This window comes from Acidovorax sp. FG42 (genome assembly GCF_057809195.1).
The window spans coordinates 35,852-56,532 of sequence record NZ_JBMDJM010000002.1 but is presented as its reverse complement, the minus strand read 5'-3'; the positions used below and the strand labels follow the sequence as shown (position 1 = coordinate 56,532).

Genomic DNA, 20,681 nt, shown 5'->3' with positions numbered 1-20,681 from the left:
CCTGACCCCGCCACCGGTTTGGGGCAGTGGGGTAAATTCGACCTTATTCGCCCACTCGACATCAGATGCCGCTCGGCGCCCCTGTTGGCGCCAAGGCACTGCTGGCGGTGCGGGCCTCTCCTCCTTTCCAACGTATTCATGAAACTCCACATCGTTCCCGCACGCACCGGCATGGCCTGGGTCAAGCTCGGCGTTCGGGCGTTCTGGCGGCAGCCCATGGCGCTGGCTGCGCTGTTCTTCATGACCATGGCGGCGATGTCGCTGGCCACGATGATTCCACTGGTGGGCCCAGCCATTGCCCTCGCACTGCTGCCCTCGGCCACGCTGGCCATGATGGTGGCGGCGGCGCAGGCATCGCAAGGGCGGTTTCCGATGCCCACGGTGCTGCTGGTGGCGTTTCGCACCGGGCGCGAGCGGCTGCGCGACATGCTCACGCTGGGTGTGCTGTATGCGGTGGCTTTCCTCGGCATCATGGGGCTGTCGGCCCTGCTGGATGGTGGCCAGTTTGCGCAGGTGTACCTGGGCGGCGCGCCCATGACCCGGGAGATTGCCGAGAACCCGGACTTCCAGCGCGCCATGTGGCTGTCGATGCTGTTGTACCTGCCGCTGTCGCTGCTGTTCTGGCATGCACCGGGCCTTGTGCACTGGCATGGCGTGCCGCCGGTCAAGGCGCTGTTCTTCTCCATCGTGGCCTGCGTGCGCAACTTTGGCGCGTTCCTCGTCTATGGGCTGGGCTGGCTGGGGGTGTTTTTGCTGGGCGGGCTGGTGGTCAGCATCGTGTCGGCCCTGCTGGCTGTGGCGGGGCTTGCGGGATCGATGGCCGGTGGCATCATGGTGGGCGCTGCCATGATGTTGGCGGCCATGTTCTTCACCTCGGTGGTCTTCACCTTCCGCGACTGCTTCGAGCCCCCCTACACCCCGCAGCAAGAAGAGGCGCCCCATGACACCCCGCCCCCCAGCCCCCCTGATGCACCACCTGCAGGGCCGCTCTGACGACGAGCTGGTCTGGTTCCAGCGCCGCAGCGTGGTGCAGGCCGCCGCGCTGTGGGTAGCGGGCGGCGGCTGGGCTGCCGCCCATGCCCAGGCACGCAGCAACATCGTGGAAGTGCGCGGCGATGTGCTGCGCAATGGCGAGCCCCTGACGGCGCAGCACACCATCACCGCCAACGACCGCATTGAGACCGGGCCGGGCGCCAGCCTGGTGTTCTCGGTGAGCGACAGCGCCTTCATGGTGCGGCAGAACTCGCGCATGGCGATGGAGAGCGACACCCCCACCGCCGTCAAGCTGCTGCGCCTGCTCAGCGGTGCGGTGGCCACCGTGTGGGGGCGCGGCCCCGACCGGCAGATTGCGCTGCCCACGGCTACCGCAGGCATTCGAGGTACCGGCGTGTACGCCGAGGTGTTTGCCAACCAGGACCAGCGCGGCTACCTCTGCAACTGTTATGGCACGGTGGAGCTGACGGCAGGCGGCGAGCGCCTGGTGAGCCAGTCCAGCTACCACCAGTCGTTCTGGGCCGAGCCCGCACCCCGCAATGGCCGGCTGCTGACTCCGGCCGGCGCCATCAACCACACGGACGAAGAGCTGGAGTTCTTAGCCGGCCTGGTCAACCAGCGCACGGCGTGGCAGGTGTCGGGCCGCAAAGGCATCAAGGACGGCAGCGGTGGCGCGACCGCACCGGCCAACAACTACGGAACTGGCAACTCCTACGGCCCGCCCGGCTCCCGGGACTGAACGCGGCTCAGCGGTCCCCTGCCGCGCTGAGCCGCAGCGCTCTCCGCGATGGCTGCGCGGCGCGCCTTGAGGTGCCGTTACGCTGTGCGCCAGGCACTGCGTCAAACCGTCACACAAACGTCAAACCATTGTCACGGGGCGTTCCTAGGATCGCGGGCTGGACTCCATGCCACCCGTTCCACACGCCTTTCCAACAAGGCTCCTGGTCGGATCAGGGCGTGGCATGCCCGTTCGCATACCCACTTGGAAACACCCCGAAAATGACCCAACCGACGATGCCCACCCGCCGCAAGGCCCTGCAACTGCTGGCCGGCGTTCCCATGCTGCCGCTCAGCGCCAGCGCCTCGGCCGCCCTGCTGACCGCCTGTGGTGGCAGCGACTCCGCCGCGCCCAGCTTTGTGTCGGCCAGCTTCACGTCGATGGCAGCCCCCACCCTGGCCAACGCCGCTGCCATGGCCACCACCACCGTGGGCTCCACGCTCAACATCAAGCTCAGCGACGACTCGGTGCGCTCGTACCAGCTGGCGTACCAGCCGTTCTTCGTGACGGGCGACATGGTGTCCGACGGCAAGGGCGGCACCATCCTGTCGGGTGGCTACTACGACATCAACAACAAGCCCATCATCGACGCCACGGTGGCTGGCAAGGAGCGCCAGTACTTCTCGGACTCGCCCGACGGCACCTCGCTGCTGACCGTGGCCAACCCCACCGTGACCGGCCTCAAGGGCAAGGCCGTGTTTGCCGTAGTGCAGTTTGAATACACCACCTGGGCGCAAGACGGCAAGACCGACATGTACGGCAAGCTGCCATCGCCCATCGCCGTGCTGACGCTGGACCAGGACCAGACCACCGGCAAGCTGAGTCTGGTGAAGTACCACAACGTAGACACCTCCAAGGTGCACGGCCTGTGGATCACCTGCGGCGCGAGCCTGTCGCCCTGGGGCACCCACCTGTCGAGCGAAGAATACGAACCCGATGCGTTCAGCATCGCCAGCAACGCCATGTTCAAGGCCTACAGCAAGAACCTGCTTGGCGACGAAACCAAGGCCAACCCCTACCACTACGGACACATGCCCGAGGTGACGGTGAACCCCGACGGCACCGCCAGCATCAAGAAGCACTTCTGCATGGGCCGCATCTCGCACGAACTGGTGCAGGTGATGCCTGACAACCGCACGGCGCTGATGGGCGACGACGCCACCAACAGCGGCTACTTCGTGTTCGTGGCCGACAAGGAAAAAGACCTGTCGTCCGGCACGCTGTACGTTGCCAAGGTGGGCAGCGGCTTCTCCATCGACCCCAAGGTCGGCACAGCAGCGCCCCTCACCTGGATCAAGATGGGCTCGGCCACCAGCGCCGAGATCGAGAACCTGGCCAACACGCTCAAGCCCACGGACATCATGACCGTGAAGACCACCGACCCGGCCGACGCCAGCTACACCAAGATCGTGGCCAACGGTAAGACCGAGTGGATCAAGCTGAACCCCGGCATGGAAAAGGCCGCTGCCTTCCTGGAAACCCACCGCTACGCCGCCTACCTGGGCGCCAGCCTGGGCTTCACCAAGATGGAAGGCACCACGGTCAACGCCAAGGACAAGATTGCCTACTCTGCGCTGCAGAACATCCAGTCGTCCATGGTGGCAGGCAACGCCGCCAACGTGCCGGGCAACGGCATCTCGGTGCCCAAGCAACTGGTGGCTGGTGCCGTGATGGCGCTGAACCTCAAGGGTGGCCAGAAGGACACCGCTGGCGGCACTATCAACAGCGAATGGATGCCCGTGGACACCAAGGTGCTGCTGGCCGGTGAAGACATCACCGCCGACGCCCTGGGCAACACCGCCAACCCCAACAACATCGCCAACCCGGACAACCTCAAGTTCTCCGAAAAGATGCGCACGCTGTTCATCGGCGAGGACAGCAGCCAGCACGTCAACAACTTCCTGTGGGCCTACAACGTGGACACCAAGCAGCTGTCGCGCGTGATGTCGATCCCCGCGGGCGGCGAGTCCACCGGCCTGCACGCCGTGGACGAGATCAACGGCTGGACGTACATCATGAGCAACTTCCAGCACCCCGGTGACTGGGGCAGCATCCACAGCGTGGTCAAGGACACGCTGGACCCGATGATCAAGGCCAACTACAAGAACAAGAACGGCGCGGCCGTGGGTTACCTGACGGCTGCTGCCAAGCAGCCCAGCCTGAACCAGGCCTGAACTCAGCCTGAAACCCGCCTGAGCTAGGGGCCAATAGGGCTGCACCCGGTGCGGCCCGCTTCAAAAACCAACGGGGCCCGAGGGCCCCGTTGTCATTGGTGGCGCTGGTTAGCTATACAAACGATAGCTATCCAGGCATAAAGTACTATCGCTACCCGGCGATTTTGCTCAAAACCTGCTACTCGACCACCGTCAGCTTGGCCACCGACAGCGCCAGCCACTTGGTGCCGTGGCGCGGAAAGTTGACCTGTGCACGTGCGTCATCGCCGGTGCCTTCAATGGCCAGCACCTTGCCCTCGCCAAACTTGGTGTGAAACACGGCAATGCCCACGCGCAGGCCATGGGATGGCGCAGCCTTCTGCGCAGGCACTGGGGGGCTGGCAAATGTCTCGGACTTGAAGCCAAATTGGCCTCTAGCGCCAGATCCGTATGCGCCACCAGCTCCTGAATTAGTAGCAAAACTGGGCGCATACGAGCCAAAGCCCTGCTGCTTGGGCGTGATCCACTTGAGGGCCGCTTCGGGCAGCTCGTCAAAAAAGCGGCTCTTGATGTTGTAGCGCGTCTGCCCATGCAGCATGCGCGTTTGCGAGTGGCTCAGGTACAGGCGCTTGCGGGCGCGGGTGATGGCCACATACATCAGTCGGCGCTCTTCCTCCAGGCCATCGCGCTCGCTGGCGGAGTTTTCGTGGGGGAACAGGCCCTCTTCCATGCCGCCGATGAACACGGCATCAAATTCCAGGCCCTTGCTGGCATGCACGGTCATGAGCTGCACCGCGTCTTGCCCAGCCTGGGCCTGGTTGTCGCCCGCCTCCAGCGCGGCGTGGGTCAGGAAGGCGGCCAGGGGCGAGAGGGTTTCGCCGGTGTCGGCGTCCACGATGCCGGGCACTGCGGGTTTCAAAGGCTCGTCGAGCAACGGCGCGTTGGGGTCCAGCCCTTGGCTCACAGGGCTTTGCACGCTTTGGGTCAGCGGCGTGCCGTGCTCATCCAGCGGCAGCGCCACCGCATCACGGCCAAAGCCCTCTTGCGTGACGAAGCTCTCGGCGGCGTTGACCAGTTCTTCCAGGTTCTCGATGCGGTCGGCGCCTTCCTTTTCGGTGCGAAAGTGCTCCACCAAGCCCGTGGATTCGAGCATCTGCTCGATGATGCCGCGCAGGTTCAGGCCTTGCGTCTGCTCGCGGAGCACATCGACCATGGCGACGAAGGCGCCCAGGTTGGCGCCCGCCTTGCCGGGCACGGCGCTCACCGCGTCGTGCAGCGAGCAGCCTGCAGCGCGGGCAGCGTCCTGCAGCACCTCAATGCTGCGCGCACCGATGCCACGCGGCGGAAAGTTGACCACGCGCGTGAAGCTGGTGTCGTCGTGCGGGTTCTCCAGCAGGCGCAGGTAGGCCAGTGCGTGCTTGATTTCGGCACGCTCAAAAAACCGCAGTCCACCGTACACGCGGTAGGGCACGCTGGCATTGAACAGCGCCGATTCGATCACCCGGCTTTGCGCGTTGCTGCGGTAGAGCACGGCGATTTCCTTGCGCTCAAAGCCGTCGTTGCGCACCAGCTGCTTGATCTCATCCACCATCCACTGCGCCTCGGCCAAGTCAGAACTGGCCTCGTACACCCGCACCGGCTCGCCCGCTCCCTGCGTGGTGCGCAGGTTCTTGCCGAGGCGGCGGCTGTTGTGGCTGATGAGGTGGTTGGCCGAGTCGAGGATGTTGCTGTAGCTGCGGTAGTTCTGCTCCAGCTTGATCTGGCGCTGCACATCAAACTCGCGCACAAAGTCGGTCATGTTGCCCACGCGGGCGCCACGGAAGGCGTAGATGCTCTGGTCGTCGTCGCCCACGGCGATCACGCTGCCCCGGGCCTCATAGCGCCCGCCCACCTCGTTGCCCGCCAGTTGTTTGAGCCAGGCGTACTGCAGCTTGTTGGTGTCCTGGAACTCGTCCACCAGGATGTGCTGGAACCGGCGCTGGTAGTGCTCGCGGATCGGGTCGTTGTCGCGCAGCAGCTCGTAAGACCGCAGCATCAGCTCGCCAAAGTCCACCACGCCTTCGCGCTGGCATTGTTCTTCGTACAGCTGGTAGATCTCGACCTTCTTGCGGCTGTCGCTGTCGTGCGTAGGCACATCGCCAGGCCGCATGCCCTCTTCCTTGCAGCTGGCGATGAAGTACGACAGCTGCTTGGGCGGAAACCGCTCCTCGTCCACGTTGTGCTGCTTGCACAAACGCTTGATGGCCGAGAGCTGGTCTTGGGTGTCGAGAATCTGGAACGACTGAGGCAGCCCCGCCGCCTTGTGGTGCGCGCGAAGCAGCCGATTGCACAGGCCGTGGAAGGTGCCGATCCACATGCCCCGCACGTTCACCGGCAGCATGGCCGACAGGCGGGCCACCATCTCCTTGGCGGCCTTGTTGGTAAACGTGACGGCCAGAATGCCGCCGGGCGTGGCATAGCCGTTTTGCAGCAGCCAGGCGATGCGGGTGGTCAGCACACGGGTCTTGCCCGACCCGGCCCCCGCCAGGATGAGCGCATGGCCGGCGGGCAAGGTCACCGCAGCCAGTTGCTCGTCGTTCAGGTGGGCGAGAAGGGGGGATGCGGCCGACGGCGCACCGGAGTGTGAGGGCACCAGGGCGTCTGGCGCACCCGAAAACGGGTCTTGTGGGAACATCCGGCCATTGTAGAAAGCACCCCGCCCCACGCTGCCCCGCACCATGAAAAACATTGCCCTCACCTTGGCCAGCCTGTCGCTGGCACTGGCGCATGCCCCGCAGGCGCTGGCCCAGACCCATTGCAGCAGCGACGGCACGCCCAAGCCCGTGGCGCTCTTCGAACGCTTCATCAGCGCCGACTGCGAGGCCTGCTGGGGCGATGCAGCCACCCCGGCACCGTCGGCCAAGGCAGGCGCCGTGGTGCTGGACTGGATCGTGCCAAGTGCGGCGGGCGACGATGCCCCCTTGTCGGCAGCCGGCACCACCGACGCCCTGCCCCGCCTGCAAGCCCTGGGGCGCAAGCCTCCCACCTCCACTGACGTACACATCAGTACCGTCGATGTGGACGCACGTGGGCGGCTGCGCGTGGCCCACGGGGTGGCGTTCAACGACTATGTGGGTGTGGGCATCAACTTCGCGCCTTCCGCTGCTAAGCCACAGCGCAAGGTGGCCGCAGCCCCCTTTGCCTTTCACCTGCTGCTGGTGGAAGCCATCGCCGCCGGCACGGACGGCACGGTGGTGCCCCGCCATGTCGTGCGCAACGCGTTCGAGGGCGAGTGGCTCCCCGCCCAGCGGCAAGCTCGCACCCCAGGCAAACCGTGGGCCTGGATGGAGACCCGGTCCATGCGCATTCCCGAAGGCGCGCGGGCCGAACGGCTGCACCTGGTCGGCTGGGTACAAGATGCATCGGGCCAGATCGTGGCGGCTGCGCAATCCGTATGCAGGTAATACCGGGGCCGTTATGACGGCCATTTGTCAGGCGGGTAGAATCAATCACCGGGCCCAAGTTTCTTGACGCCCGGTTTTTTGTGCCTGCGCTCAGCAGGGTTCGGAGTGACTGTCACGTTCACTCCCGCAAAGCCGGTCTGACAGCCAAGCGCCCACCGCCGTCGAAATAGTTTGGCGGCGTCCCTTTATGGAGCTTGGAATCTCATGGAAATCTTCGACTACGACAACATCCTGCTGCTGCCCCGCAAGTGCCGCGTGGAAAGCCGCTCGGAATGCGACGCCAGCGTGGAGCTGGGCGGCCGCCGCTTCCGCCTGCCGGTGGTGCCGGCCAACATGAAGACCGTGGTGGACGAAACCATCTGCACCTGGATGGCACAGAACGGCTATTTCTACGTCATGCACCGCTTTGACCTGGACAACGTCCAGTTCGTCAAAGACATGCATGCCAAGGGCTGCTACGCGTCGATCTCGCTGGGCGTGAAGCAACCCGACTACGCCACCGTGGACCAGCTGGTAGCACAGGGCATCACGCCCGAGTACATCACCATCGACATTGCCCACGGCCATGCCGACAGCGTGAAGAACATGATCGGCTACCTGAAAAAGCACCTGCCGCAGTCGTTTGTGATTGCCGGCAACGTGGCCACCCCCGAAGCCATCATCGACCTGGAAAACTGGGGCGCCGACGCGACCAAGGTGGGCGTGGGCCCGGGCAAGGTGTGCATCACCAAGCTCAAGACAGGTTTTGGCACGGGCGGCTGGCAGCTCAGCGCGCTCAAGTGGTGTGCCCGCGTGGCCACCAAGCCCATCATTGCCGACGGCGGCATCCGCAGCCATGGCGACATTGCCAAGAGCATCCGCTTTGGCGCCAGCATGGTGATGATCGGCTCGCTGTTTGCAGGCCATGAGGAATCACCGGGCAAGACGGTGGAAGTGGACGGCGCGCTGTTTAAGGAGTACTACGGCTCGGCCAGCGATTTCAACAAGGGCGAATACAAGCACGTCGAAGGCAAGCGCATCCTGGAGCCCATCAAGGGCAAGCTGGCCGAAACACTCATCGAGATGGAGCAGGACGTGCAAAGCTCCATCAGCTACGCGGGTGGTACCAAGCTGATGGATGTGCGCAAGGTCAACTACGTGATCCTGGGCGGCGACAACGCAGGCGAGCACCTGCTGATGTAACCCACCCACCGGGCACGAGCCGCCCCCCGGTAGGAGAACCTGTTCTCAGGCCCGCAGCAGGTTCTGCGCCATGTGGTGCAGGTCATGCCCCGGTTTGGCCAGGGCATCGACGATGCTGAAGTGGTTCAACCCCGGCAAGGCCACGCTGCGGGGCACAAAATGGCTGCCCCAGGCGTCCTGCATGAGCTGGTTCTGGCGCAGGAATTCGGGGCTTTCATCGCCCCCCACGGCACAATACAGCGTGCCTGTGGGTGGCTCCAACAAACGTGCGGGGCTGCACTGCAGCACCTGCTGCTCAGTCAGGTGCAACACCGACTGGTACATGGGCGTGTGCATGATGGGCTCCAGATCGTGCACCCCCGAGATCGACAGCGCATTGCGCACCAGGCCATCGGGCAAGCCCTTGCCGATCAGCGGCCACACGCTGGTGAGCAGCAGGGCCGCCAGCTGCCCGCCCGCCGAGTGCCCCGCCACGGTGATCCGCCGGGGGTCGCCACCATGGGCGGCGATCTGGTGCCACACCCAGCCCAGCGCCTTTTCCATCTGCCGCGCAATGTGGGGAATGTTCACCGGTGCATCGGGGGTGCCCGGGCACAGCGCGTAGTTCACCACCACCACACAAAACCCGGCCTGGGTGAAGGGTGGCGCGATGAACGAGTGGTCGGATTTGTCGAGCGACCGCCAGTAGCCTCCGTGGATGAACACCAGCACCGGCACCGGCCCACCGGTGGTGCGGGCGGAGGGGAACACGTCCAGGGTCTCACCCACACCGGTTCCATAAGCAACATCGAGCGCACAGGGAATGTTGGCGCGCACCTGGGCGGAGTCCCGGGCCCAGCGCTCAAAGTAGTCCATGTGGTCGGGGACGAGGGCACGGTTGTTGTACATGCGTTCCAGCCAGGCAGGGTCGTACAGGGGCAAGGTCATGGGCAAGGGTCTCCGGTTTGTGTGGGCGGCCTTCGGTGCCATACCGCGGCCCGGCCCACAGGCTCGGCAGACGCAGGAACGGCGCTGGCGCTGCAGAATCATCTGGCCAATCGCTGTGCGCTGCAAGCTCCGTGACAGACTGCAGCGCCAAAAAGGCACATGATGGCAACAGAGACGCTCTTGAACTCCTTTCCCAAGAAGAACAACGCCATGACTACCACTCCGCTTCGTATCGCCGTTCTTGGCATTGGCATGATGGGGTTGCCTATGGCCCGACGCCTCAGCGAAGCAGGCCACCAGGTACATGCATGGAACCGTACCCGCGCCAAGGCAGAACCGCTGACGCAATGGGGTGTCGCCGTGCACAGCAGCCCTGCCGATGCCGTCAAGGACGCCGACGTGGCCATCAGCTTGCTTGAAAACGGCCCGGTCGTGGGCCAGGTCCTGTTTGAGCAAGGCACAGCACAGGCCATGCGCCCGGGCGCCCTTTTCATCGACATGGCCTCCATCCAGCCCAGCGAGGCGCGCGACCACGCGGCCCGTCTGGGCGAGCTGGGCGTGGCCCACCTGGACGCACCGGTATCCGGAGGCACCGTCGGGGCCGAGGCCGGTACCCTGGCCATCATGGCCGGGGGCCGCCCCGAGGACTTTGCGCGCGCCCAGCCCGTATTCGCCTGCCTGGGCCGCTCCACCCATGTCGGGCCGCACGGTGCGGGTCAGCTGGCCAAGCTGGCCAACCAGATGATTGTGGGCATCACCATCGGCGCCGTGGCCGAAGCCCTACTGTTTGCCGCCAAGGGCGGCGCCGACATGGCCAAGGTCCGCGAAGCCATCAGCGGTGGTTTTGCCGACAGCCGCATCCTGCAGCTGCATGGCCAGCGCATGGTGGAACGCGACTTTGCCCCCAGGGGCCGCATGGCCGTCCAGTTGAAGGACATGCGCAATGCGTTGGCCACTGCCCGAGAGACTGGCTTCGATGCCCCCATCACGGCCCTGTTTGAGGCGCTGTATGCCGAGGGCGTGGACCACGGCCTGGGCGAACTGGACCACAGCGGCCTCTTTGTGGAACTGGCCAGCCGCAACGCAATGCAATAATTTTTGGGCGCGAGTTGCAAAGGTCGCAAAAACTAGTGCATAATTCGAGGCTCTGCAGCGATGCAGACAAATTTTAAAGATTTGGGTTCTTAGCTCAGTTGGTAGAGCAGCGGACTCTTAATCCGTAGGTCGAGTGTTCGAGTCACTCAGGACCCACCAAATCAAGCCGCAAGGCACAAAAAGCCTGCTACCCATAAGTAGCAGGCTTTTTTGTTTTCAGACCGATTGCTTCCCCGTCAGCGGCAGCCCGGCCCTCCAGGGTCAGGAGTCATCCGCCGGCAGCATCATCGTCTGGCCGCCTGGGGCCTACGGCCCCGGTGTCCGCCCTCCACGGGTGGCAACGGATGTGTCTTTGCAAGAACCACCGCGTGAGCTGCTTGCTATTCGCTGGCCATAGATAGACGTACAACACACCATGTCACGGGCCCCGAACAGTGCAGCAGTCGCGCACCGTTTTTTCGAACCATGAATCCAGGCAACCACTCTTCGCGTATTTGCTGCTCCGAAGCAGCAACGCTGTCGGCCCCGCAATTGCAAACAACTGTCTCGCAAAGCCGCCGCGCACTGCCTCCTCGATACACTTTGTCATACAAGTGACACCGCCCCGGCATGGGTCCAACGCACCCCATCCACCAGGTACGAGCCAGCAAAAAGAACACTGTGAAATCCACTTCCGCTACCCGCTCACTCCCCCTTTTGATTGCGCTGATCACTGCCGGGCTGATCTCCGCCCCCACCCCTGAAGCCAAGGCCCAGACCAGCAAGGCCCGCAACGCCGCGACCAAGGAGAAGGCGATGGCCCGCCAGGAACGCGAGGCAGACCGCGCAGCGCAGGCTACTGACAACACGAGCGGGGCAAGCCCGGCTGCCCCCAACGCGGCGTTGCCTGCGCGGCAGTGGAAGGTCAGCCTCAAGGAGCTGGGCGTGGGGCGCCCCATCGCCTTGCGCGGCGTGGAGAGCGAAGCCAGCGTGGGGGTGGGTGTACGGCGCGACGAAATCGTCGAAGCTGCCAAGCTGCGCCTGACCTTCACGCTGTCACCCGCGCTGATTCCGTCGCTGTCGCATCTCAAGCTGATGCTCAACGACGAAACCTTGCAGACAGTGGTGCTGGACAAGGAGCGTCTGGGCACACCACAGACGGTCGAGTTGAACATCGACCCCCGCTATTTCACGGACTACAACCGGTTCCGCTTCCAGTTCATCGGCCACTACACGATGGAATGTGAAACGCCCACCCATTCCAGCCTGTGGGCCACCATCAGCAACGACAGCCAGCTGGAGCTTTCGCTGCGGCAGATCCCTCTGCGCAATGACCTCGCGCTGCTGCCGGCACCGTTCTTCGACCCCCGGGACAACCGCCCCGTCAAGCTGCCGTTTGTGTTTGGCAACCAACCCAGCACCGGCACACTCAAGGCGTCTGGCTCCATCGCCAGCTGGATCGGCATGCTCGCAGGCTACCGAGGCAACCAGTTCCCGGTGCTGGAAAACCAGCTCCCCCGCTCGCACGCCGTGGTGCTGGCCACCAACAGCCAACGTCCCGCTTTCCTGCAGGACATGGCACCCGTGACCGAGCCCACGATCTCGGTGGTCAACCACCCCGAAGTACCAGGCGCCAAATTGCTGCTGGTGCTGGGCAAGGACGACGCCCAGCTGCAGATGGCGGCCGACGCCCTGGCCCTGGGGAAAGCGGTTTTGTCCGGGCAGACCATTGCCGTGAAGTCGCTGGACTATCCCGCACTGACCAAGCCCTATGACGCCCCCCGCTGGATCACCACCCAGCGGCCCGTGAAGCTGGCCGAGCTGGTGGGCAGTCCTTCGGACTTGCAATTGCGTGGCACGGTGCTCAACGACACGGTGAACATCTACACCCGCATGGCCCCAGACCTGTTCACCTGGAACGCCAAGGGCGTGCCGCTGGACCTCGCCTACCGCTACACCCCCAGCAGTGTTTCGGACCATGGCAGCCTGAACATCTCCATCAACAACCAGTTCATCCAGTCGTATCCGCTGCAGTCGCGAGACGACCGCACCAGTGGCAAGAACACGGTGATGCTGCCCTTGTTCGACGACGGGAACGCCCAGAACCGTTCGGACCTCAAGATTCCGGCTTTCATGATCGGTGGCGACAACCAGTTGCAGTTCGCGTTCCAGATACCGCCCAACGACCTGGGCCGTTGCAAGTCCGCGCCACCCACCGAACTGTTTGCGGCCATCGATCCACAGTCCACCATCGACCTCACAGGTTTTCGCCACTACCTGGCCATGCCCAATCTGGCGGCCTATGCCAACAGCGGTTTCCCGTTCACCCGGGTGCCGGACCTGGCCCAGACCTCCATCATCCTTCCCAACCAGCCCAGCACCGCAGACATCGAGGTCTTCCTGACCTCCGTGGGCCGCATGAGTGCATCGACCGGCTATCCCGGTACCCGCTTTCAGCTGCTGCGCGCCGCAGATGCAAACAAGGCTGGCGACACAGACATCCTGATCGTGTCGCAGGCCGACGCCGATGGTTTGCTGGAGCAATGGAAGAACCATCTGCCGGCGCTGCTGGTCGCCGGGGCACGGTCCGTCCAGCCCCTGGAGCGGGCCCTGGGATCGTTCATCGAACTATTCAACCTGGAGTCCGAACACCGCCTCTCCGCGTCCGGCGGGCAAGCCGTGTTGCAAGGCACAGGTCCGCTGGCTGCCGTCACCGGCTTTGAATCGCCTTTGCACAGCGGGCGCAGTGTGGTGGCCCTCACTGCCACGGACAAGGAAGCCATGGGGCTGCTGAGCCAGAGCCTGAACGACGCGGGCAAGATCAAGAGCCTGCGCGGCGATCTGGGACTGATGCGCGGCGACGCGATCGAAAGCTTCCGCATCAAGCCGGTGTATTACGTGGGCGACCTGCCGTGGTGGCAGCGCCTGTGGTTTCACCTGCACAGCCACCCCTTGCTGCTGGCGCTGGCGGGCATCGCCACCGGCCTACTGCTGACCTTCATCGTTTATGGCGCCTTGCGCACCATGGCGCGCCGCCGACTGGCCTCCCAGCATGACTGATTCCCTCCGTCGGCGCACGGCCCTGCAGGCTGGCGGCGGTGCCGCGCTGCTGTCTTGGCTGCCAAGCCTTCGGGCGCAACCCCAATCCGCAGCAGAACGCCCCGGATGGCCCGCCTGGGAGGCCTTCAAGGCCCAGTTCATCAACGAAGGCGGCCGCGTCATCTCGGACGATGCGGGGGGAGGACAGACCTACTCCGAGGGCCAGGCCTATGCCTTGTTTTTTTCCCTGGTGGCCAACGACCGCGCCGCCTTCGACAAGTTGCTGCGCTGGACGGAAAACAATCTGTGCGACGGCGATATGACCGCCCGCCTCCCGGCCTGGCTGTGGGGCAAACGCCCCGATGGCTCCTGGGGAGTCATCGACAGCAACGCCGCTTCTGATGCCGACCTCTGGATTGCCTACGCACTGGGCGAAGCAGGCCGCCTGTGGAACGTGCGCAGCTACCGCGCACTCTCAGCCTTGCTGGCGGCCCGCATCCTGCGTGAAGAAACCGCGCAACTGCCCGGCCTGGGACTGACCCTTCTGCCGGCACCCCAAGGTTTTGCGCAAGGGGACGGACGCTGGCGCCTGAATCCCAGCTACATGCCCATGCACCTGATGCACTGGCTGGCAGCGGTGGACCCGCAGCCCGAATGGAAGCAGCTGGTGGACAGTTCGCTCAAGGTCATCCAGGGCGCGTCGCCCAAGGGTTTCACGCCGGACTGGACCCTGTACGACCCTAAGCAGGGCTTTCTGGTGGATGACAAGGGCAAGGAAAAAGGCCAGGGCAGCTACAACGCCATCCGCGTCTATCTGTGGGCGGGCACCTTGCACGCGAGCGCCCCCGGTCGCAAGGCCCTGCTGGATACCCTGCAGCCCATGGCCCGCTTTGTGCGCGAGCAGGGATACCCGCCGGAGTCCATCGACATCCTGACGGCGCAGGCCTCGGGCCCCGCCCCCTCCGGGTTCTCTGCGGCAGTCCTGCCGTTTTTGCGGGCGGTGGGCGACGACCGTACCCTGCAATCGCAGCGCATGCGCCTGGAGGCCCGCCCCTTGCGCCCCACGGCCTACTACGAGCAGGTTCTCGGCCTGTTTGGGCTGGGCGCCGTGGAGGGGCACTATCGCTTCACGGCCAACGGCCAACTCACTGTGCGATGGAAACCGTGAAACGCCGTACACGCCGCTGGCTACCCTCACTGACCCTGCTTGCCGCCGCCTGCCTGCCTGGGCAGCACGGCGTGCATGCCAGCACCCCACCCGCTATCGAAGCGGAGCTGCTCAGCGGCGCCCGCCTGTGGGCCAGCAAGAACCGGCCGGACATGGCCCGCCAGCTGGTGGACAAACTGCTAGCCATGGACCCGAACTCTCCTGAGGGGCTGGCAACGCTGGGCGACCTGGCTCTGCGCGAAAAGAAAACCGATGAGGCCCAACTCGCTCTGGCTACCTTGCGCGCCCGCCACCCCAGCCATGTGCTGACCCAGGAACTGGAAACCCTGGTGCGCGTGTATGGCCCCGACCGCGAAAAACTCGCCCAGATGCGCCTGATGGCACGCGCAGGCCGCAAGGCCGAGGCCGCCGACCTGGCGCGCGAGCTGTTCCCGCAAGGCCCGCCCACGCTCGGCGGACTGGCGCTGGAGTACCACCAAATCATGGGCTCCACCGCCAAGCAGAGCACCGAGTCCCAGCGCCAGCTGGCCAAGCTGTACCAGCAGACCGGGGAATCCCGCTACCGGCTGGCACAGCTGGAGCTGCGCATGTACCAGGGGGGCAACCCGACGGGCGTGGTGCAGGAGATCGAGGCTCTGGCAAAGCAGCCCGATACCAACGCCCAGCAGCTGCAAGACCTCTGGCGTCGCGCCCTGGACCGGCTGGCCAACACACCCGCCAACCTGCCCCGCGTGCGCGCATTTCTGCAGCGCTACCCGGCTGACAGCGCCATGGTGGAACGACTGGCCGCCATGCAACAGGCGGTCGAGCGCGCAGAGCGCGCGGCCCGGGACCCGGCCAACATCGCCCGGCAGGCAGCGCGCACTGCTCTGGACCAGGGCGATATGGAGCTGGCGGAGGAGCAGATCCAGGCGACGCTGGCTTTGCGTCCCCAGGACGGCGAAAGCCTGGGGAACCTGGGGTTGATCCGACTGCGGCAAGGCCAGCATGCCCAGGCGCAGGATCTCTTCAGCCAAGCCTATGCCCTCACACGCCAGGGCCGCTGGAAGGATTTGCAGGCCACCGCCAGGTTCTGGGGACTGCTGCGACAGGCCGACCGAGCCGTCGAACAAAAAGAACTGGTCACTGCGGCCAGCTTGGCCGAACGCGCACTGCAGATGCAGCCCCAAAGTGCCGACGCATTGACCACCCTGGCGAGCATTCGCGACCTGCAGGGTGACCATGCGCTGGCAGAGAATTTCTACCAACAGGCCCTCCAACAGGAGCCCAACAGCACCTCTGCCATCAAAGGCCTGGCAAGTCTCTATGCCCGCACCGGGCGGGTGACCAAAGCGCAGTCCCTGCTGGCAGAGGCCGCTGCACGTGACACCACACTCGCCGAAAAACTCGCCAGTGCCCAGGCGGATGTGCTGGTGGCCCAGGCAGAGGACGACCTGCAGGCCCAGCGCCTGGGCCCCGCACTGCGTGCGCTGGAGTCGGCCGTGGTACTGACCCCTGACGATGCGTGGTTACGGCACCGCCTCGCACGTGTTTACTTGCGCCTGGGCCGCCCCCAGGAAGCACTGCACGCCATGGATGAGGGCGTGGCACGCATTCCGTCCGGCACTGTCAGTGCCGAGATGTTGTATGCCCGCGCCCTGATACGTTCGGCCTTGGACGATGACACCGCTGCCCTTGCAGACATGCAGCGGATACCCTCCACCGATCAGACAGACGCCATGCGCGCGCTGGTGCGGCGCTCCCAGGTCAAGTCGCTCGTCACGCAGGCCCTGAAACCCCTGCCGGCAGCTGAAGTCGAGGCACTGCTACAGCAAGCGGAACGGACAGCAGGCAATGAGGCAGACCTGCTCTACAGCGTTGCCAATGCCTGGTTTCGCCGTGCGCAGCCGGCGCGGGGCGTGGCAGTCTTTCATCGCCTGGCAGCGCGTGTTCCCACGCTGGCGCCAGACACGCAGCTGGACTACGCACAGCTGCTCAACCGGGCGGAGGACGATGCCGGCCTGGCCGAGCAATTGCCTCGTCTGCTGCAAGCCAAGGGCTGGAGCGCGGAGCAGGAAGACCGGCTGGTAGCGCTGTATGCAGCGCACCAGGAACGGCTCATCGAGAAGCAGCGGCAGGCCGGACGTACCAACGAAGCCTCGCGCCTGGCACGCCAGGCGACACCCCTGCCGGACACACTCTCCACACCACGCCAACGCAGCCTGGCCCAGGCCCGGTTGTTCATGGCTGCGGCCGAATATGCCGATGCCGCCCAATTGCTCAAGCCTTTGGCATCCGCACAACCGGATGATCTGTCTGTGCGCATGGCGCTGGCGGACACCCTGTCACGACTGCAGGACACCGGAGACCGGCTGGCTGCGGCCAATGAGGCCGACTGGTTGAGAGACCGTATCCCTCCGAGCGATATGGGGCAGCAACTGGCACTGCTACGCATCTGGCAACGCATTGGCCGCATGGACGAGGCACGGGCATTGGCGACCCGTTTGCTGGACCGCTTTCCGCAGGACAGTGACGTGCTGCTGCATGCAGCGCGCCTGGAGCGGGCCAACCGCAACTACGCACAGGCCATGGTGTTCTTCCGCAGTGCGCTCATGCTGGAGATGCACGGAAAGACCAACGCCCCTGATGCAAAGGCCCCAGACAGCCAGGCCCAGGTGCCGGCTGATTCCGACCGACCACTGGCTCTCCAGCAGAGTTACACACTGTCCGTCCCCGCCGACCCGGCCGTGGTTGCCAAGATCCAGGGCGAGATCGACGCCATCGAGGCACGGCGTCAGCCTCGGATCGAAGCGGGACATCAGGCACTGAGCAAGCGCTCCACCGACGGCATTTCCAGCCTGCACGGCTGGGAGCGACCGGTAGTGGCGTGGATGCCGCGTGGCTACGACGGGCACTACTTCCTTCACGTGGATCGGGTGCAGCTGGATGCGGGCGATCTTCCCACTGACGGTCCGGACCTGCTCACCTACGGGCAGGTGGCGGCGCTACCGCCCGGGTCGCCCTTTGCCACCGAGCGACGCCAACGCGGCCAGGGCACCAACCTGGGGTTCGGCTACGTTGGCGACGACATCCAGTGGGACATCGGAACCACCGGGGTGGGTTTTCCGGTGACCAATGTCGTAGGAGGCCTGTCCAAGACCGGCGATATCGGCCGTTACAGCTACAAGCTCGAAGCGTATCGACGCCCCATCACTGGCAGCCTGCTGTCGTACGCAGGAGCACGCGACCCCATCACGGGCCAGGTATGGGGCGGCGTGGTGGCCACGGGCGCTGCAGGCCGCCTCTCCACCGACATGGGCCCCTACAGCACTTCGCTGAGCCTCAGCCTGGCCGCGCTCACCGGCAAGAACGTGGCGACCAACACCCGCATGCAACTGCGATGGGCCCTGGACCGCGACGTATGGCGTTATGCTGACGGGGTGGTCAACCTCGGGGTTGCGGTGTCGGCCTGGCGCTATAGCAAAGACCTGTCCGAGTACAGCTTCGGGCACGGGGGCTACTACAGCCCGCGCAACTACGTGTCCGTCGCCCTGCCACTGGAGTGGAGCGGACGCCGTGGCGCACTCACGTGGCTCGCGCGCGGGTCTGTGTCTGTCTCGCGCAGTAGCAGTGGCGACAGCGACTATTTTCCGCAGAGCGCACTCCTGCAGTCCCTGGCGCGTGCCCGGCTGGCCGCCGACGGTGGTGTTCCGGTGTATGCGGGCAGTTCGGGCTCGGGTTTCGGTCGCTCATTCAGGGGCGCACTGGAGTACCAGGTCACCCCCCACCTCGCACTGGGTGCACAGTTGGAGCTGGATCGTTCGGCCTACTACGCGCCCACCAATTTCATGGTGTACGGCCGCTACCGCTTTGAGCCCGGGAACGCTCCGCTGGACAACCGCCCCCGTCCGGTGCAGACCTATTCCAGCTTCTGACATGTCCTCTGCCGCTTCATCCCCAAGCAAGAGCCCACCCGCCAGCGGTGTGCTGCGTTCGCTCGCCACACGCCTTTGGCCCTCCAAGGGGGTAGCCGGCAACGCGCTGCGACCGACCAACATCGGCATTGCAGGGCTGCCGGACGGCATCGGCCAACTGCCAGCCCATGTGCCCGTATCCCTCGTGGCCGCCGACAGCCGCAGCGCTGCGGCATGGTTCCCAGCACTCATTGAAGACGCCCTGACAGCGGGTCCTCTGGGACTGGTCGCATCCAGCACACAGTGGCTGGACGAGTTGCTGGAGCGCCCTGCAGTACAAGCCGCCTACCAAGCGGGCCGGCTGAGGCTCTGGACACTCTCGCCGGGATTGCACGCGCAAGTCCAGCGCAACGGCCTCAGTGCATTGATGCAGGAGCTTGAGCGCACCGGCCTGCAAGCAGAGCACGCGCTGTATCTGTGCGACGCACAGAACCTGCTGTCCGGCCTGAACATGACCCAACTCGCTCGGATCAGCGACCAGCTCAGCACACTGTGCCGCCAACGGCCTCGCCCGGTGGTGCTCGGATTCACCCCGCCACTGGACACCAGCGCCCTTTTACCAACGCTACGCAACCTGTGCCGGATGTCCATGCACATTGCCACGTTGCATGCCGACGCAGACCGCTGGCGCCTGAGCCTGGACCGCTGGAGTTCGGACACCGGGGCGCTCTTTCAGACGGGCTTCGGCCTGGTGCAGGACGCCACCACCCATCGGCTGGCTGCCGATGGCACGCGCACCCAGGGTGCCACACCCGAACTGGTCACTGCGGCCGACCAATGGAGTGTGCTGGCCACCCGGGCATCGGTGGAGGGGCAGCGCGGTATCCCCGGCCATTGGCGCATCTTCGATGGGCTGGAGGACATCGAAGTGGCTGCCACCACCTGCGTCGCTTCTACGGTGCTGATTGATGCGGGCTCCGCAAGCGAGTTCGAGTCCCGCGCACGCCTGGTGCACCACTTGCGCCTCTCGCGCCCCCCCACGCTCAAGATCGTGGTGCGCGAGAACCTGGGCAAGTTGCGCACCCACAGCGAACAGGCACTGCTCCAACTGGGCGCCAGCGTGGTGGTCTACAGAGAGGTGGGGTTCTCGCGCCTGCTGCAACTGCTGCAGGACATCAATGCCCAGAGCCATACCCGCAAAGTGCACCCCGACTACGCGCAGGCGCTCGACAGCTTCATGCCGCCCCGCGAGCGGGGCTACCAGGCCCCGGCACGGTTCTGTACGCTGGTACGGGGGATGCTGGACCGCACCCATGACATCGGTCTGTCGCACAGCATGGTGCGGCTAAGCATGCTGGACCAGATGCCGCACATCGATGCCTTGCGTGCCTGCCACACCTCTCGCGATGGAGACCTGTTCACGGCCGACCACGAAGCAATCTACGTGTTCCTTTTTGCCTGCCGGGAGCCCGATGTGGAGCTGGCCCTGCAGCGTGTGTTTGCGCTGCCACTGACCCAGTTGTTCACCTCACAGGCCACAGATTGCTCCGCACCCGGCATACGCGCCATGACCGACCAATTGCAGGAGACCCTGCGCAAAGGGGTGCCTGACTACAGCGCCCTGTTGGCCGACGCCAGCGCTCCACCGGCGGCCGTCCTTGTGAACAGTTCCGCTACACCCAAGGCGCAGGCGCCGAAGGCAACGCCGGCATTGCCCCAGCACAACCCTATGGAATACCCGCAACCCAGCGCCCAGCCGCGAGTTGCGGCGAGCCCGCAAGTGCGACCTCACCCCATCGGACGGCGCGCCGTGCCACGTGCACTCGGGAGGGCTTCAGCATGAGCAATGCGTGGATGCTCGTTTACGTGCTGCTGGGCGCCTTGCTGGCCTGGCCCTGTTCCAGGCTGCTGCGCCGCATGCTGCAGGCGCGCCAGCCGCTGCGCTGTGTGCAGCCCTACCGCCCTGTCCTTCTGCCCAAAGAACCCCCTGTTCCTCCGCAAGACGGGGTGAACAAGGCCCCATGAACAAAG

General features: G+C 65.1%; 13 protein-coding genes and 1 tRNA gene. 12 read left to right on the top strand and 2 right to left on the bottom strand.

Annotated elements, in window-relative coordinates:
* Positions 1-138 precede the first annotated feature (138 nt).
* The 3 genes from ACODSM_RS02865 (at position 139) to ACODSM_RS02855 (ending at position 3,945) form a co-directional block, all read left to right on the top strand.
* A complete protein-coding gene (locus ACODSM_RS02865) occupies positions 139-993 on the top strand; it encodes a BPSS1780 family membrane protein (RefSeq protein WP_015013124.1) in 855 nt (284 codons plus the stop codon).
* Complete coding sequence (locus ACODSM_RS02860) at positions 941-1,732, top strand: FecR domain-containing protein (protein ID WP_488804266.1); 792 nt, start codon at positions 941-943, stop codon at positions 1,730-1,732. The genes ACODSM_RS02865 and ACODSM_RS02860 overlap by 53 nt, the downstream gene beginning before the upstream one ends.
* Positions 1,733-1,992: 260 nt before the next feature.
* Positions 1,993-3,945: a PhoX family protein gene (locus ACODSM_RS02855; RefSeq protein ID WP_488804265.1), complete on the top strand. Its 1,953-nt coding sequence runs from the start codon at positions 1,993-1,995 to the stop codon at positions 3,943-3,945.
* A 178-nt stretch (positions 3,946-4,123) separates the two neighbouring features.
* Here ACODSM_RS02855 and ACODSM_RS02850 read toward each other — a convergent pair whose 3' ends face one another.
* Positions 4,124-6,598 carry a UvrD-helicase domain-containing protein gene (locus ACODSM_RS02850; protein ID WP_488804264.1) on the bottom strand — a complete coding sequence of 825 codons (2,475 nt, stop codon included), beginning with the start codon at positions 6,596-6,598 and terminating at the stop codon, positions 4,124-4,126.
* A 43-nt stretch (positions 6,599-6,641) separates the two neighbouring features.
* On the opposite strand from ACODSM_RS02850, the gene ACODSM_RS02845 reads away from it, so the two are divergent.
* Both ACODSM_RS02845 and ACODSM_RS02840 read left to right on the top strand, forming a co-directional pair.
* Entirely contained in the window at positions 6,642-7,367 is a 726-nt protein-coding gene (locus tag ACODSM_RS02845) for a hypothetical protein (RefSeq protein WP_488804263.1), read from the top strand.
* 204 nt (positions 7,368-7,571) lie between these two features.
* Positions 7,572-8,549, top strand: a complete 978-nt coding sequence (locus tag ACODSM_RS02840) for a GMP reductase (protein ID WP_015013119.1) — start codon at positions 7,572-7,574, stop codon at positions 8,547-8,549.
* Positions 8,550-8,594: 45 nt separating this feature from the next.
* Here the strand turns inward: ACODSM_RS02840 and ACODSM_RS02835 are convergent, their stop codons facing one another.
* Positions 8,595-9,476 carry an alpha/beta hydrolase gene (locus tag ACODSM_RS02835; protein WP_488804262.1) on the bottom strand — a complete coding sequence of 294 codons (882 nt, stop codon included), beginning with the start codon at positions 9,474-9,476 and terminating at the stop codon, positions 8,595-8,597.
* A gap of 210 nt (positions 9,477-9,686) precedes the next feature.
* On the opposite strand from ACODSM_RS02835, the gene ACODSM_RS02830 reads away from it, so the two are divergent.
* From ACODSM_RS02830 to ACODSM_RS02800, 7 genes are all read left to right on the top strand, one after another.
* Positions 9,687-10,571, top strand: coding sequence for an NAD(P)-dependent oxidoreductase (locus ACODSM_RS02830; RefSeq protein ID WP_488804261.1), 885 nt, complete (start codon positions 9,687-9,689; stop codon positions 10,569-10,571).
* An 83-nt stretch (positions 10,572-10,654) separates the two neighbouring features.
* Positions 10,655-10,730: transfer RNA gene (locus ACODSM_RS02825), tRNA-Lys, on the top strand.
* Between the two features lie 501 nt (positions 10,731-11,231).
* Complete coding sequence (bcsB, locus tag ACODSM_RS02820; protein ID WP_488804260.1) at positions 11,232-13,610, top strand: cellulose biosynthesis cyclic di-GMP-binding regulatory protein BcsB; 2,379 nt, start codon at positions 11,232-11,234, stop codon at positions 13,608-13,610.
* Positions 13,603-14,757, top strand: a complete 1,155-nt coding sequence (bcsZ, locus tag ACODSM_RS02815) for a cellulose synthase complex periplasmic endoglucanase BcsZ (protein ID WP_488804259.1) — start codon at positions 13,603-13,605, stop codon at positions 14,755-14,757. The genes bcsB and bcsZ overlap by 8 nt, the downstream gene beginning before the upstream one ends.
* Entirely contained in the window at positions 14,754-18,671 is a 3,918-nt protein-coding gene (locus tag ACODSM_RS02810) for a cellulose synthase subunit BcsC-related outer membrane protein (RefSeq protein WP_488804258.1), read from the top strand. Before bcsZ ends, ACODSM_RS02810 begins: the two co-directional genes overlap by 4 nt.
* Before the next feature lies 1 nt (position 18,672).
* Positions 18,673-20,493 (top strand): cellulose biosynthesis protein BcsE, encoded by a 1,821-nt coding sequence (gene bcsE / locus ACODSM_RS02805; protein WP_488804257.1) that lies wholly within the window; start codon positions 18,673-18,675, stop codon positions 20,491-20,493.
* The gene (locus tag ACODSM_RS02800; protein ID WP_343735213.1) at positions 20,490-20,675 is read left to right on the top strand and encodes a hypothetical protein; all 186 of its coding nucleotides are present in this window, start codon (positions 20,490-20,492) and stop codon (positions 20,673-20,675) included. The genes bcsE and ACODSM_RS02800 overlap by 4 nt, the downstream gene beginning before the upstream one ends.
* The last annotated feature ends 6 nt before the right edge of the window (positions 20,676-20,681 follow it).